This is a genomic window from Halomonas sp. DP3Y7-2 (genome assembly GCF_019800795.1).
GTDB lineage: Bacteria > Pseudomonadota > Gammaproteobacteria > Pseudomonadales > Halomonadaceae > Halomonas > Halomonas litopenaei_A.
This window is the reverse complement of sequence record NZ_JAHVKJ010000014.1, coordinates 235,246-249,433: the sequence shown is the minus strand read 5'-3', so window position 1 is coordinate 249,433 and position 14,188 is coordinate 235,246. Positions and strand designations below refer to the sequence as shown.

Below are 14,188 nucleotides of genomic sequence, written 5' to 3'. Positions count from 1 at the left end.
TTGCCGGTAGCGTTGTTGAGGATGAGCCCGCGGGCGTCCACGTTGTAGTCGCGAAAGCGGTTGTGGGAGAGCCCCTTGTCGTTGGGGGTGGCGATGTTGACCACCGGCACGCCGTTGCCGGCCTGATCGAGCCGGGTATTGCCCCCCGGCGCCACCACGATGCCGTCTGCCAGCACCACCACGGGATGCCAGAACAGGGCGTTGATCATGACGATGGCCAGATGGCGAAACAGCGGACGGCGTGGGTTCATCAAACGTCCCTCCTGGAGGGCATGGCACGTATCTGGCGCGGCCACTAGAAGCGCGCCTGAACGGTGAAATAGACGGGACTTTCGCGATGATCGATGGCATCGGGACGGTCAATGGACTTGGCCAGGGTGACACTGGCACTGAGGTAGTCGCCGCTGACGCCAAGCCCCAGGGCCATGCCACTGAGACGACCGTGCTGGTCGCCGCTATCGTCATCGTGGCGGATGACGCCCACATCGTAGGCAAGGCTTGCCTCGAGCCGATTCACCAGGGGGACCTCCGCAGGTAACGGACGGGCCCAGCTGATCTCATTGCGCCAGTACCCCCCGCTGTCACCGCTCAGGGTCTGGTCCTTGTAACCACGCACCGAGTACTGGCCGCCCAGGCTAAGCCGCTGGGGGCTGTAAAGGGCATCGTCGCTCCATTGGCCGCTGGCCAGGCTGGTCACGGTCAGGGACTGGCCCAGCACCTCGAACGGTCGGGCATAGCTCAGCGTCAGGGTGGTGCGCTCGCCCTGGGCCTTGGGCGACCCCGCGGGCTGGTCGTCATCATCCTGGGCGCCCAGGATGTCGAGGCCCTTGTGCCAGCCCAGGTCCGCATTGATCAGCCCACGCCCCAGGCGGCGGCCATGGTTCAGTCCCAGGCTCAGCTCACTAAGACGCTGACTGCTGACCTCGATGCGCGTTTCGTCCAGGTCATTGCGCGTGCTCAGCCGGCTGACGCCGACGCTGGCAGAGGTGGTGCTGACGCGGTCCCGGTGCATCAGACGCTCGGCCGACAGGCTGTGGCGCTCGCTGGCACCGTCCAGGTCAAAGCGAAACCCATCGGCGCGGGCGATGCTGCGATAGTCGCTGCGGCTGTACTGATAGCGAAAGTTCCAGCGTCCCCAGGGCAGCCGATAGGCCACGTATTGGTTGCTGGAGCCAATGCCGGAGGCGCCGGTGACATCGTGACCGAACTGCAGACTGAGCTGATCGGCCAGTCCAAGTGGGCTATCCCACTCGCCGCCCAAGGTCCACTGCTGCTCGCCGGTCTCACGGCTGCCGTCATTGCTGCGACCCAGCGCGACGCGCACGGGGCGCCCTTGCCCGGCATCCGGGTCGATGCGCACGCGGCTGCCGCCCAGGGCGTCACCCGGCAGCAATTCCATCTGGGCGCGGCGTGATGGCAGGCGGTTCAACTGGTCGATCAGCTGTTCAAGATCACGCAGATTAAGGATGTCCCCCGGCCGCGTGGGTGACGCCATCAAGACTTCTCGGGGGGAAGGTCGCACTCCGCCGCTGTCCAACGCTTCCAGGCGACCTTCGGCAACGACCACCCGCAGCCGCCCCTGAGTCAGGTCCTGTTCTGGCAGATAGGCGCGGGTGGTGACGTAGCCACGTTCGAGGTACCACTGGGTCACCTCACCCAGCAGCCCATTGAGCTCAGCTGCTGACAGGCAGCGTCCCAGATAGGGCTGCAACAGCCGCCCTCGCTGCCTCTCGCTGAGCAGGCTCGCGCCTTCCAGTTCAATCTCATGAATATCCAGGCAGCCCCCGTCATCCGGGCGCACCTCTGGAGCCGCCGCGGCTTCACCGGGCAAGCGCTCCAGCTGATCCAGGCGTTCACGCTGCTGCTCAAGCAGGCGCTGCTGATCGTCACGAATGAAGTTTTCGTTGAAGGTGGCATTGGGTGGAACCGCTGCAGGCAGCGACACCGGTGACTGGGCCTGGGCGAGTACCGAGGTCGGACAGCACGCCACCATCGCCAACAGTGTTGCGCCAATCAGGCGTAAGCACCTCGGGTCAACGAAAAACGCCACGCCCGGCCGAGACGCGTCGACGCAATGCACCATCATCTATGAGATTCCCCTGCAAGAGACACTGACTCGTGGTCGCTGGCCTGGCCTGCGCCACGTTTTATTGACGACGTTGAGCCGTCATATTGTTATGCTGATTCACGCACTCAAAGTGGCTACCTTTAACTTCTTTTTCGAATTGCTATCTCGACTTCTATCTTTCATTCCCATCTTGATTTTTTATCTCTAACTTCCGCCTCTAACTTCCACCCCTAGCGTCTATTCCTGGCTTCCATCCTTAGCGTCGTTATCTTTTTCCCTTCATTTTCTTCTACCCAACTCACCCACCACCCTGCGTGGCTGGCCATCCGGAAGCGTGGCAACAGCACGGCTACCGCGACACCTCGTTCGGCGTTATGGCGGACAACTATCGTGACTCGGCTCAAGATTGCCAGCCACATAATGTCTCTAACATTGACCCCCAGCCACTGCTGAGGTGGTTGACAGTAGCGTGATGCTACCTCAAGGAGTGAAAGTGGAAAAATGCACCAGAAATGAATGTCGTAGCGAAAAAGCACAACGATAGAAGGATTGACATAAAAAGGCCGAGGGCAGGAAAGCAGTTACTGAAAAGAGGTAATGCCGCCTCATCTAGCATTGTCCACTATTTCCTACAAACAAAACCGATATCTCTTAAAGAGGCGCGGCATGAATAACAAAAAATAGCCGACCTACTCCGCATCTCTCTGGGAAAGAGAATAAGCAAGAGCACGGATGGCAAGGGAGAGCAGGAAGCAGAAGGAAAGGGAAAGCAGGAAGCAGGAAGCAGGAAGCAGGAAGCAGGAAGCAGAAACGATCGCCGCCGTCAGCACAGGTATTCGCTAGACAGCCAGGTGCATCGACAGCACTCGGCCGAAAAGCGAGGTTCCACGCTCTAAGCCTCTGCCACCAATGCCCCCCCATAGGCGCTGACAAACTCAGGAGGCAGACGACGTGGACGACCGCTGGACAGCGCAATACATGCGTAGCGCGTGCGTGCCCGCAACAGGGTCGCCCCATCATCGGGTCGGAAGAGTTGGAATCGACGTGTCAGGGTAAGTCGGGCGTCACAGGCCACGATCCAGGTCGCCATGACCAGCTTTTCACCCTCGAATCCTGGCGCCAGGTAATCGAGTTCATGGCGGTGCACCGCCATGGCGCGATCCAACGCCCGGTAGTGATCCAAGGTCAGACCTAGCTGAGCCGAGTGTGCCCAGCTGGCCTGTTCGACCCAGCGCAGGTACTGGGCGTTATTGACGTGGCCGTAGTGGTCGATGGCATCCGCTGTCACAAGGATGTCGATGACGAAGGGATTAGGCAGGTCCCAGTTGGGCTGGCTGCAGACAGACACTATTTCTGATCCTCGCGCTCGGTACCACAGTACCAGCAGGTATCGAAGGCGACCTCCAGCTCCTCACCACACACCCGGCAGCGCCACTCGCCCCCAGGCGAGGATGCGCGCAACGCCTGATGAATGACCGCCTCGGCGCGCTGGCGATTGTGCTCGGCCACCCACACCTGGGGTTCACACTCGAGCGGTGGCAACTCGCCGGCACCACCCCCCAAGGTCATGTTGCGAAGCTCCGTGGGTATGCCTGCTCCATTGAGCAGGTTACGCACATGCCCCACCATCAGGGCATTGCTGTCGGAGAAGACCATCGTCCAGGGCACGTCGTTCATGGCGGATATCCTTATCGTTGCAAGGGCCGCAGCCTTACTGGCCACGATGCGCCCAACCCCGCCACAAGGACAAGCCCTGATCGATACCCGAACGACACTTGATCCCCCCGCCTTAACGAGGGTCGATCATGTCGCCCGCCCTCCTTGGAGCAGACGTCGTGGAAGGGGGTATCGCGCCGCCCTCAATCACGAAACACGCGAACGCCCAGCGCCTTCAGATAGGCGGTCTCGGGAATGGCGGGATGCACCGGATGGTCCGGGCCCTGATGTCCCTGGAACAGGATCTGGCCATGGCGATCCTGATGGCGCACTGCGCCGCGCACGACGTCGGTCAAACGCTCCGGCGCCAGATGCATGGAGCAGGAGGCTGACAGCAGCAGACCATCGCGCCCCAGCAGACGCATGGCATCGCGATTCAAGCGGGCATAGGCACGCTCACCGTTGGCAATATCCTTGCGGCGCTTGATGAAGGCGGGAGGGTCGAGCACGATCACGTCGAACTTCTCGCCATCTGCCTTGAGCGCGGCCAGGGCCTCGAAGGCGTCACCATGACCGACGGCGACGCGTTCGTGCTGACCGTTGAGGGCAGCGTTCTCCGCGACGCGGTCCAGTGCGGACTCGCTGGCATCGATACACAAGACCTCGCTGGCGCCATGGGCCGCCGCCTGGACACCCCAGCCACCGACGTAACTGAACAGGTCCAGCACTCGCTTGCCGGCGACCTGCTGGTTCAACCAGGCACGGTTGACGCGATGGTCATAGAACCAACCGGTCTTCTGCCCGTCCATGACGGGGGCGATAAACTGCACGCCATTTTCTTCCAGCAGCACCTGGTCGGGAAGCGCGCCCTTGACCACTTCAATGGTTTCGCCAAGACCTTCCTGACGACGGCCACTGGTGTCATTGCGCAACACCACACACCCTGGCGATACCACCTTGTCGAGGGCATCCAGCAGCTCGTCCTTCACCGCTTCCATGCCTGCTGTGTTCAGCTGTACCACCAGCACGTCGGCATAGCGATCGATCACCAGACCGGGCAGCAGGTCGGCTTCACCATGCACCAGACGGTAAAAAGGCTTGTCGAACAGGCGATCACGCAGGGCCAGCGCCTGGTTGAGACGATGCACCAGCAGCGAGCGATCCAGGCGCTGGCTCGGATCACGCGACACGATACGTGCACAGATCAGCGAGTTCGGGTTGATATAGGCCAGCCCCATAGGCTTGCCATTGGCGGCTTCGACGATGACCTGTTCGCCAACCTCAAATGCCTTGAGCGGTGTCTCGGTGGTATCGACCTCGTTGGAATACAGCCATAGATGGCCAGACTTGAGGCGACGATCGGCATTCTTTTTCAAGCGCAGCGGTCGAGTCACGGTGATCACTCTCTTCAAGATATCTAAGGTGTGGAGGTGCCAGTGCTATCAGCGCTGACAGCGAGGACAAAAGACACTGGCCCTCTGCCCCAGGGTCACATGCTTGAGTTCGCCGCCGCAGCGGCGACAGGGCGCTCCAGCGCGACCATAGACATTGAGGCGCTGAGCGAAATAGCCGGGCTCGCCGGTGCCGCTGACAAAGTCACGCAGCGTCGTGCCCCCTTGGGTGATGGCTGCGGCAAGTACATCCTTGGCAGCCGCGGCGAGCCTGTCATAGCGCTCGCGGCCGATGCGCCCGGCTGCTCGCCGAGGGTCGATTCCCGCCAGAAACAACGCTTCGCTGGCATAGATATTGCCCACGCCAACGACCACAGCATTGTCCATCAAAAACGGCTTTACCGCGGCTTGCCGCCCACGAGAAAGGGCGTAAAGGCGAGCACCATCAAACGCTGGCGATAGCGGCTCAGGGCCGAGACGCGACAGTCGCGTATCCTGAGACTCGTCCTCGCGCAGCCAATCGACAAAGCCAAAACGGCGAGGATCGTGGTAGCGCAGAATCGCGCCGCCTTCGAGCACCAGGTCGACGTGGTCATGCTTCTTCGGCAGATCGCCAAGACGAGCGATCCGCAGGCTGCCCGACATGCCCAGGTGCCAGAGCAAGGTACCCCGTTCCCGGGGCGCTTCCACCTCATCCACCGTAGCGCTCTCCGAGGGAGACAGGACAGGCAACAGCAAGTACTTGGCTCGACGACGAATCTGACCAATCCGCGCCCCTACCAGGCGCTCGGCAAGGGTCTCGGGCACGGGCACTCTCAGGCGCGACTGACGCACCAGCACCTCGCGCACTTCTCGCCCTTCCACATGGGGAGCGATACCGCGCCGGGTCGTCTCGACTTCAGGCAACTCGGGCATGTTGCACCTGCGGCAGTGAGGCTGATATCGCGACGTCAGGCGAAACATTCTCGCCAGGCGCCGCGTCAGCACCTTGATACGCAAGAACCCGACCTCGGGGCCGGGTTCTCGTCGACAGGCGGCTCGCCTGCGGTGGAAGCGAGATCAAGCCTTACTTGATCTTGGCTTCCTTGTACATCACGTGCTTGCGAACCACCGGATCAAACTTCTTCATTTCCATCTTGTCCGGAGTGTTACGCTTGTTCTTGTCGGTGGTGTAGAAGTGGCCGGTACCGGCGCTGGACACCAGACGAATCTTGTCACGCATGAGAATTCTCCCAGATTGCTGCCTGGTACGTTCGCCACACCAGGCCAGTCATTCAAGTCGGCCGGAACCTGTGATACGAGCTACGCTCTACAGGCTCCGAGTGACGACATCCTTAGATGGCGTCGCCGCGCTTACGAATATCGCTGAGCACCTCGTCGATGCCCTTCTTGTCGATGATGCGCATGCCCTTGGAAGAGACGCGCAGAGTCACGAAACGCTTTTCGGACTCGACCCAGAAGCGATGGCTGTGAAGATTCGGCAAGAAACGACGACGTGTCTTGCGCTGGGAGTGTGAAACGTTGTTACCAGTCACCGGGCGCTTGCCGGTAACCTGACATACTTTGGACATGAGAGCCTCCAACCGCGTGGCGAGTTGTTCAAAACCTGTCGGGCAAACCGGGAAGGGCGAGAACCTTAACTGAATAAGTGGCGTGCCTGTCAGCCTGTGTCGCAAACCCGCCGCGCGGTGTCGACGCAGATCCGCAGTCATCAAGCCTCAGCAACCTCAAGCCCTGTCATGAGCCCCGTGCTTTCAACCCAAGGGAATTCAAAGGGTGCACTTTATACCAGAACCCTGCCGCCTGGGCAAGAGTTACGCCAAGCTTCGCCATCCCGTTCGCGCCGTTGCCTGTCTCGTGTGTTGCATCGAAGCGGCAAGGGGTGCGTTCACGGCGGTGGCGTGGCGTTGTCGATGGTAGAGGATCCCGGTGTCGTCATGCGTCGTAGACGCCGCCGATAACCACCCGGTTCCTGCGCGCGGCGTATTATACCCACCCTCGCTCGGCAAATGACACCACTTCTGCGTCTCCCACCACAAAATGATCCAGCACACGGATATCGAACAGCCCCAGCGCCTCCCTCAGTCGTTCGGTAATTCGTCGATCTGCGCCGCTGGGCTCGGCAACGCCGGACGGATGGTTATGACACAGGATCAGCGCTCCGGCCCCCAGAGCGAGCGCCCTCTTGGCGACTTCTCGCGGATACACCGAGGCGCTGTCCAACGTGCCATGGAACAACACCTCGAATCGAATCACTCGGTGCTGGCTATCGAGAAACAGCGCGGCGAAGACTTCGTGGTCAAGGTGGCGCAGCTGGGCGGCAAGGAAGGCCCTCACTCGACTGGGGGAATCCAACGGCTGACCCCGTTCAAGGTGGCTCGCAAGATGCCGGCGCGACATCTCCTGGGCAGCCTGCAGCTGGACGAACGTCGCCACCCCCAGGCCGCGCTGGGCGCAGACCTCTTGCTGGCGAGCTTCAAGCAGCGCGCGCAGGCCACCAAACGCCACCAGCACATCCCGAGCCAGGTCCACGGCGGAGCGCCCTGCCACACCGACGCGCAGCAGGATCGCCAGCAGCTCGGCATCTGACAGCGCACCGGGCCCCATGGTTAAAAGCTTTTCCCTGGGCCTTTCTCCTTCAGGCCAATCCCGTATCGACATCCCTGTCTCCTTCATGAACAGCGCTCTTGCCGCGCTTTCTGGTCAGCCTCTGTTATCCGCCCCTCTGGCCGCCCGCTGTTGTCAGCCTCTCTTGTCAGCCCCTCTTGTCAGCCTTTCTAGTCAGCTCTTGTTGTCTGCCCTTCTTGTCTGCCTGTCTGACCGCCCTCCCGCTGCCTTGTCCCGCTGTGGGTGGCGGCCTTTCCCTGGGTAGCGATGCGCGCCAGTGTCGGCGAGCGCCGACATACCTGATGAGTCTAGTGGCATCAGCGATGACCTGGGACGGGGGTGCGCGGCTACGCATGATCCGACACCGGTGGTAAGGTAGGACTCTTACCCCGGTCGTGGATCGTTTTGCATGCTTCAACCATCTTCCTCTACGCGCTATGGCCCTCCGGCGCTGCGCGCAGGACAGCGTGTGCTGCTTGGTATCAGCGCTGGCATTGCTGCCTATAAAAGTGCTGTATTGGCTCGCTTGCTGGTGCAGGCAGGCTGCGAGGTCCAGGTTGTCATGACGGAAGGGGCACAGGCCTTCATCACGCCGCTGACGCTGCAGGCGCTGACGGGACGTGCGGTGAGGACATCACTGCTGGATCCGGATGCGGAACTGGGCATGGGGCACATCGAGCTGGCACGCTGGGCCGACCTGATCCTGATCGCCCCCGCAACTGCCGACCTCATGGCACTCCTGGCCCAGGGCATGGCCAACGACCTGCTGACGACCGCCTGTCTAGCTAGCGATGCGCCACGGGTAGTGGCACCGGCCATGAACCAGGCCATGTGGCGCCATCCGGCTACGGCGCGCAATGCCGCCCAGCTGCGCGACGATGGATGGCAGTTGCTGGGCCCCGATCAAGGCGATCAAGCCTGCGGTGATGTAGGCCCTGGACGCATGATGGAGCCCGAGCAGATCGTCACGGCCTTGTTCCGGGATACCACAGAGGCGACTGTCGCGGCACAGAGTGAAACGAGCACACCACCTTCCCCAGTGGCGCCCCATATCGTGATCACCGCAGGGCCGACGCGCGAGCCTCTGGATCCGGTGCGCTACCTGAGCAATCACAGCTCGGGCAAGATGGGATTTGCGCTGGCGCAGGCAGCTCGCGACAGCGGCGCCCGGGTCACGCTGATCGCCGGGCCTGTCAGCCTGCCTACCCCGGCCGGAGTGACTCGCATGGATGTGGATACCGCTGAGCAGATGCTCGCCGCGGCCGAAGGCCTAGTCGCCGAGTGCGACATCTTCATTGGCTGTGCAGCTGTGGCCGATTACCGCGCCGCGGCACCCGCCGAACACAAGATCAAGAAGCAGGAAGGCGAGGACGGTCTGACGCTGACACTGGTCAAGAACCCGGACATCATTGCCACCTTGGCGAGTCGTCACCCACGCCCCCTGATTGTCGGCTTCGCCGCCGAGACCCGTGACCTCGAGCGCTACGCCGAGGACAAGCTCAGGCGCAAGAATCTTGACATGATCGTGGCCAATGACGTTTCCCGCGCAGGACTCGGCTTTGGCTCCGATCGCAATGCGGCATTATTGATGTGGCGCGACGGCGACCAGGTCACCACACGCCACGAAGCCGAACAGGACAAGACGCGCCTGGCCGAGGCTGTCATCGCCCAGGCCAGCGCCTGTCTTGCCGCTCGCCAGCACCACGACTGACACTTCGCGCCGGTCGTTCGGTGCCGTGGCACTGTATCACTGCGGCCGGCCATGCGGTCGCTGCACTACGCTCAACACGGGGGCCGGAAGCGCTCTCACGACTCAAGGATTTTGCATGTCCAGCACAACCACTCGCCCCACCATGGCGGTCAGGATACTCGACGAGCGCATCAAGGACCGCATGCCGCGCTATGCCACTGAAGGCTCCGCCGGCATGGACCTGCATGCGCTGCTCGATGCGCCGTTGACGCTGGCGCCAGGAGACTGCGAGCTGGTGCGTACCGGCCTCGCCATCCACATTGCCGACCCGGCACTGGCCGGATTGATCCTGCCGCGCTCTGGCCTCGGCCACAAGCACGGGATCGTGCTCGGCAATCTAGTCGGCCTGATCGACTCTGACTACCAGGGCGAACTGATGGTGTCCGTGTGGAACCGCTCGGACCGCTCCTTCACCCTGGAACCCTTTGAACGCCTCGCCCAGTACGTGCTGGTGCCGGTGGTTCAAGCCAACCTGGAAGTGGTCGACGACTTCTCCGCCAGCCTGCGCGGTGATGGCGGCTTCGGCAGTTCTGGCCGTCACTGATCGCGACTCACCTGACCCAGCGCTACGTCAAAAGGAAAGGACCTGCCCATGACACACGTACCTTCCACGATCTTTCGTGCCTATGACATTCGCGGCATCGTCGACGACACCCTGACCGAGGCGGGAGTCGAAGCCATTGGCCAGGCCATCGGCAGCGAGGCCCAGGACCGCGGGGAAACCCGGGTGGTCGTCGCCCGTGACGGGCGGCTGTCCGGCCCCCGACTGATCCAGGCCCTGACCCGCGGCCTCACCGCCAGCGGCTGCGATGTCATCGACATCGGCATGGTGCCGACCCCGGTGCTGTATTTCGCGACCCATACTCTCGACGGCACCAGCTCCGGGGTCATGTTGACCGGCAGCCACAACCCGCCGGATTACAACGGTCTGAAGATGGTCCTTGGCGGCGAGACGCTGTCCGGCGACGCGATCACCGCGCTCTACACGCGTCTTGAGAACGGTGATCTGCGTTCAGGTCAGGGCCAGGTCTCCGAGCAGGACGTTCGCGAGGCCTATCTCGCACGCATCCTTGGTGACGTTTCGGTATCCGGCAAGATCAAGGCGGTGGTCGACTGTGGCAACGGTGTCGCAGGTGAGCTTGGCCCACAGCTGGTCAAGGCACTGGGCGCTGACACCATCCCCCTGTTTGATGAGATCGATGGCACCTTCCCGAACCATCACCCGGATCCGGGCAAGCCAGAAAACCTCAAGGACCTGATCAAGGCAGTGGCCGAGCACGGCGCCGATATCGGCCTGGCCTTCGACGGCGATGGCGATCGCCTGGGTGTGATCACCCCCAAGGGGCGACTGATCTACCCCGACCACCTGCTGATGGCCTTTGCCGAAGACATGCTGAGCCGCAATCCGGACGCCCGCGTCATCTTCGACGTCAAGTGTACCGGCAAGCTGATCGAGGTGATCGAGCAAGCCGGCGGCACGCCTGAGATGTGGCGGACCGGTCATTCCCTGATCAAGGCTCGCATGAAGGAAACCGGCGCCCTGCTGGCCGGCGAGATGAGCGGCCACATCTTCTTCAAGGAGCGCTGGTACGGCTTTGACGACGGTCTCTACGGCGCGGCCCGCCTGCTCGAAATCCTGTCCCGCTTCGACGGTGACGCCGACACTTTCTTTGATCGCTATCCGCAGAACATCAGCACGCCGGAGATCAATATCGAAGTGACCGACGAGACCAAGTTCGATCTGGTCGATCGCCTGGCTCGGGAGGGGGATTTCGGTGACGATGGCGTCAAGACGACCCTCGATGGCATCCGTGTGGACTACGCTGACGGCTGGGGCCTGTGCCGCGCGTCGAACACCACGCCGATGCTGGTGCTGCGTTTCGAGGGCAATGATGGTGATGCCCTGGCACGCATTCGCGAGCGTTTTGCCAAGGCTCTGGCGGCGGTAGACGCCTCGCTCACCCTTCCGAACTGAACCCGCAGGAGACACTACGCCAATGAGCGAACAGGCTCACGATCCGCGCCTGGTGGTGGAGGTCCTCTCTGAGGCCCTCCCCTACATCCAGAAGTTTTCCGGCAAGACCGTAGTGGTCAAGTATGGCGGCAACGCCATGACCGAAGATGCCCTTATCGACTCCTTCGCACGGGACATGGTGTTGATGAAGGAAGTAGGGATCAACCCCGTCGTGGTCCACGGCGGAGGCCCTCAGATCGGCGAGTTGCTGGCGAAGCTCAACATCGAGTCACGCTTTGTCGGTGGCATGCGGGTGACCGACGCCGAGACCATGGACGTGGTGGAAATGGTGCTGGGCGGCCTGGTCAACAAGGACATCGTCAATCAGATCAACCAGTGCGGCGGCAAGGCCATCGGCCTCACCGGCAAGGACGGCGCGCAGATTCGGGCTCGCCAGCTCAAGGTGGAACACCAGAGCCCGGAAATGACCGCTCCAGAAATCATCGATATCGGCCACGTGGGTGAAGTGGAGCATGTCTCCACGGACCTGATCGAAATGCTGGCCGCGCGGGACTTCATTCCCGTCATCGCCCCTATCGGCGTCGATGGCGAAGGCCATAGCTACAATATCAACGCCGACCTGGTCGCGGGAAAGGTAGCCGAAGCGCTGGGTGCTGAAAAGCTGATGCTGCTGACCAATGTGGCAGGCCTGATGAACCGTGACGGCGAGGTGATGACAGGACTGTCTACCGCGCAGGTCGACGAATTGATCGCCGATGGCACCATTCATGGTGGTATGCTGCCCAAGATTCGCTGCGCGCTGGATGCGGTCAAGGGCGGCGTGGTCAGCGCCCATATCGTCGATGGCCGCGTGCCCCACGCCACCCTGCTGGAAATTTTCACCAATGCCGGCGTCGGCACCCTGATTACCAACCACGCACCTGACTGATACCGCCCAGCGGCGCCAACAAGACTGACACGCAAGGAAGATGCGGTTCGCCAGCCAGATCGTCGAATCGCAAGGGAACTCGCCCGCCGGATAGCCTGGCGGGCCATCAACGATAAAGAACTCGACACCATGACGCAGGAAAACACCCCAAGCCGGCGGGACCAGATTCTGCAGGCCCTGGCCCTGATGCTGGAGGAAGACAGCGGCAAGCGCATCACCATTGCTGCCCTGGCCCGACAGGTGGGCGTCTCGGAAGCCGCGCTCTATCGCCACTTTCCGAGCAAGGCCAGGATGTATGAAGGTCTGATCAGCTTTATCGAGGAAACCTTGTTTGAACGCATCACGCGTATCCTCGACGAGCAGCAGGAGGCGCTGCCACGCTGCCATCAGATCATGACCCTGGTGCTGGCCTTTGCCGAGAAGAACCCCGGACTGTCGCGCCTGCTCGGCGGCGATGTACTGACCGGTGAAACCGCCAGGCTACGCCTGCGCATTCACCAGCTGTTCGAGCGCCTGGAAACCCAGTTCAAGCAGGTACTCCGCGAGGCGGAACTTCGTGAGGGACGTCGTCTGGCCATGCCGGCGAGCGCCAGCGCGAATCTACTGACAGCACAGATCGAGGGGCGTATCGCCCAGTACGTGCGCAGCGACTATCGCCACCGTCCCACCGAATACTGGGAAGATCAGTGGCCTGCGCTGTCGTCACAGTTGCTCAGAGACAGCGCGGTGCCCGCCTGATTCTGAGGGCTGCCGCGAAAGGACCGGTCTTCACGCAAAGCGCCCGAACCTGACGGTTCGGGCGCTTTTTTTCGTGGGCTGCCACTGCTGCTGAACATGGCTTGCGTTCAGGCTTGCGTTCAGGCCAGTGCCGAAGGGACCTACCCTACCGCCGCTTAGGCAGCCAGGGCATCGCCAAGACGCTCACGAATCTTCTTCATGGCGTTTTTCTCAAGCTGACGAATCCGCTCAGCCGATACCCCATAGACGTCCGCCAGCTCGTGCAGCGTCGCCTTGCTCTCGGCTAGCCAGCGCTGGGTCAGGATATCCCTGGAACGCTCATCCAGGTCCGCCAGCGCTCCTTGCAGGCGACGGGTGGCGTCTTCTTCCCAGTCGCTGTCCTCAAGCTGAGTCGCCGGATCCTGGCTGGCATCATCCAGATAATGCACCGGGGCCTGATACGCGCTTTCCTCGTCATCGGACGGAGCAGCATCGAAGCCGGCATCGTGGGAGGCCAGCCGGCCTTCCATTTCCCGCACCACCTCTGGCTTGACGTCCAGATCCTTGGCAATCGCATCGACTTCGTCGCTGTTCAGCCAGGCCAGACGCTTCTTGGCACCACGCAGGTTGAAGAACAACTTGCGCTGGGCCTTGGTGGTGGCGATCTTGACGATGCGCCAGTTGCGCAGCACGAACTCGTGGATTTCCGCCTTGATCCAGTGCACGGCGAAGGACACCAGCCTGACGCCCTGGGTCGGATCGAAACGCTTGACCGCCTTCATCAGGCCAACATTACCTTCCTGAATCAGGTCAGCCTGGGGAAGCCCATAGCCGGAGTAACTGCGTGCGATGTGCACGACAAAACGAAGATGGGACATGACCAGACGGCGGGCGGCTTCCAGATCACCTTCCTGTTGGAGGCGATGGGCCAGATCCTGCTCTTCTTCCACCGTCAGCAGGGGAATGCGGTTGACGGCTTGAATGTAGCCGTTCAGGTCGTGCCCCGGTGATAGATGACCCACCGGCAGAAGACTGTTGCTCATGTGCAGATTGTCTCCTCGAAGACCAACAAGATTTCGAATGCACCTTGGAGGAA

At 61.9% G+C, this 14,188-nt stretch carries 15 protein-coding genes; 5 read left to right on the top strand and 10 right to left on the bottom strand.

Annotation, left to right across the window (positions count from 1 at the left end; genetic code table 11):
• The 9 genes from KUV45_RS20215 to radC form a co-directional block, all read right to left on the bottom strand.
• The coding region (locus KUV45_RS20215; protein WP_222164035.1) for a filamentous hemagglutinin N-terminal domain-containing protein at positions 1–251 on the bottom strand (251 nt) is incomplete at its 3' end.
• A 44-nt stretch (positions 252–295) separates the two neighbouring features.
• Positions 296–2,086 (bottom strand): ShlB/FhaC/HecB family hemolysin secretion/activation protein, encoded by a 1,791-nt coding sequence (locus tag KUV45_RS20210; RefSeq protein ID WP_224852120.1) that lies wholly within the window; start codon positions 2,084–2,086, stop codon positions 296–298.
• An 874-nt stretch (positions 2,087–2,960) separates the two neighbouring features.
• A complete protein-coding gene (locus KUV45_RS20205) occupies positions 2,961–3,416 on the bottom strand; it encodes a thioesterase family protein (RefSeq protein ID WP_222164034.1) in 456 nt (151 codons plus the stop codon).
• Positions 3,416–3,745, bottom strand: coding sequence for a DUF2007 domain-containing protein (locus KUV45_RS20200; protein WP_206940363.1), 330 nt, complete (start codon positions 3,743–3,745; stop codon positions 3,416–3,418). The genes KUV45_RS20205 and KUV45_RS20200 overlap by 1 nt, the downstream gene beginning before the upstream one ends.
• Positions 3,746–3,927: 182 nt before the next feature.
• Positions 3,928–5,118 carry a class I SAM-dependent rRNA methyltransferase gene (locus KUV45_RS20195; protein ID WP_206940365.1) on the bottom strand — a complete coding sequence of 397 codons (1,191 nt, stop codon included), beginning with the start codon at positions 5,116–5,118 and terminating at the stop codon, positions 3,928–3,930.
• A gap of 48 nt (positions 5,119–5,166) precedes the next feature.
• Positions 5,167–6,030, bottom strand: a complete 864-nt coding sequence (gene mutM / locus KUV45_RS20190) for a bifunctional DNA-formamidopyrimidine glycosylase/DNA-(apurinic or apyrimidinic site) lyase (protein ID WP_222164033.1) — start codon at positions 6,028–6,030, stop codon at positions 5,167–5,169.
• Positions 6,031–6,181: 151 nt separating this feature from the next.
• Positions 6,182–6,337, bottom strand: coding sequence for a 50S ribosomal protein L33 (rpmG, locus tag KUV45_RS20185; protein WP_016856547.1), 156 nt, complete (start codon positions 6,335–6,337; stop codon positions 6,182–6,184).
• A gap of 112 nt (positions 6,338–6,449) precedes the next feature.
• Positions 6,450–6,686, bottom strand: a complete 237-nt coding sequence (gene rpmB, locus KUV45_RS20180; RefSeq protein WP_206940369.1) for a 50S ribosomal protein L28 — start codon at positions 6,684–6,686, stop codon at positions 6,450–6,452.
• A gap of 415 nt (positions 6,687–7,101) precedes the next feature.
• Positions 7,102–7,776: a DNA repair protein RadC gene (radC, locus tag KUV45_RS20175; RefSeq protein ID WP_206940371.1), complete on the bottom strand. Its 675-nt coding sequence runs from the start codon at positions 7,774–7,776 to the stop codon at positions 7,102–7,104.
• A gap of 355 nt (positions 7,777–8,131) precedes the next feature.
• Between radC and coaBC the strand changes: the two genes are divergently transcribed.
• The 5 genes from coaBC to slmA all read left to right on the top strand — a co-directional run bounded on the left by coaBC (position 8,132) and on the right by slmA (position 13,113).
• Complete coding sequence (gene coaBC / locus KUV45_RS20170) at positions 8,132–9,433, top strand: bifunctional phosphopantothenoylcysteine decarboxylase/phosphopantothenate--cysteine ligase CoaBC (RefSeq protein WP_222164032.1); 1,302 nt, start codon at positions 8,132–8,134, stop codon at positions 9,431–9,433.
• A 142-nt stretch (positions 9,434–9,575) separates the two neighbouring features.
• Entirely contained in the window at positions 9,576–10,016 is a 441-nt protein-coding gene (dut, locus tag KUV45_RS20165) for a dUTP diphosphatase (RefSeq protein WP_374107049.1), read from the top strand.
• Between the two features lie 48 nt (positions 10,017–10,064).
• Complete coding sequence (locus KUV45_RS20160) at positions 10,065–11,447, top strand: phosphomannomutase/phosphoglucomutase (RefSeq protein WP_206940377.1); 1,383 nt, start codon at positions 10,065–10,067, stop codon at positions 11,445–11,447.
• A 22-nt stretch (positions 11,448–11,469) separates the two neighbouring features.
• Positions 11,470–12,375, top strand: a complete 906-nt coding sequence (gene argB, locus KUV45_RS20155; RefSeq protein ID WP_206940380.1) for an acetylglutamate kinase — start codon at positions 11,470–11,472, stop codon at positions 12,373–12,375.
• Positions 12,376–12,504: 129 nt separating this feature from the next.
• Entirely contained in the window at positions 12,505–13,113 is a 609-nt protein-coding gene (gene slmA / locus KUV45_RS20150) for a nucleoid occlusion factor SlmA (RefSeq protein ID WP_206940382.1), read from the top strand.
• A gap of 155 nt (positions 13,114–13,268) precedes the next feature.
• Here the strand turns inward: slmA and rpoH are convergent, their stop codons facing one another.
• Positions 13,269–14,135: an RNA polymerase sigma factor RpoH gene (gene rpoH, locus KUV45_RS20145; RefSeq protein WP_222164030.1), complete on the bottom strand. Its 867-nt coding sequence runs from the start codon at positions 14,133–14,135 to the stop codon at positions 13,269–13,271.
• Positions 14,136–14,188: the final 53 nt, after the last annotated feature.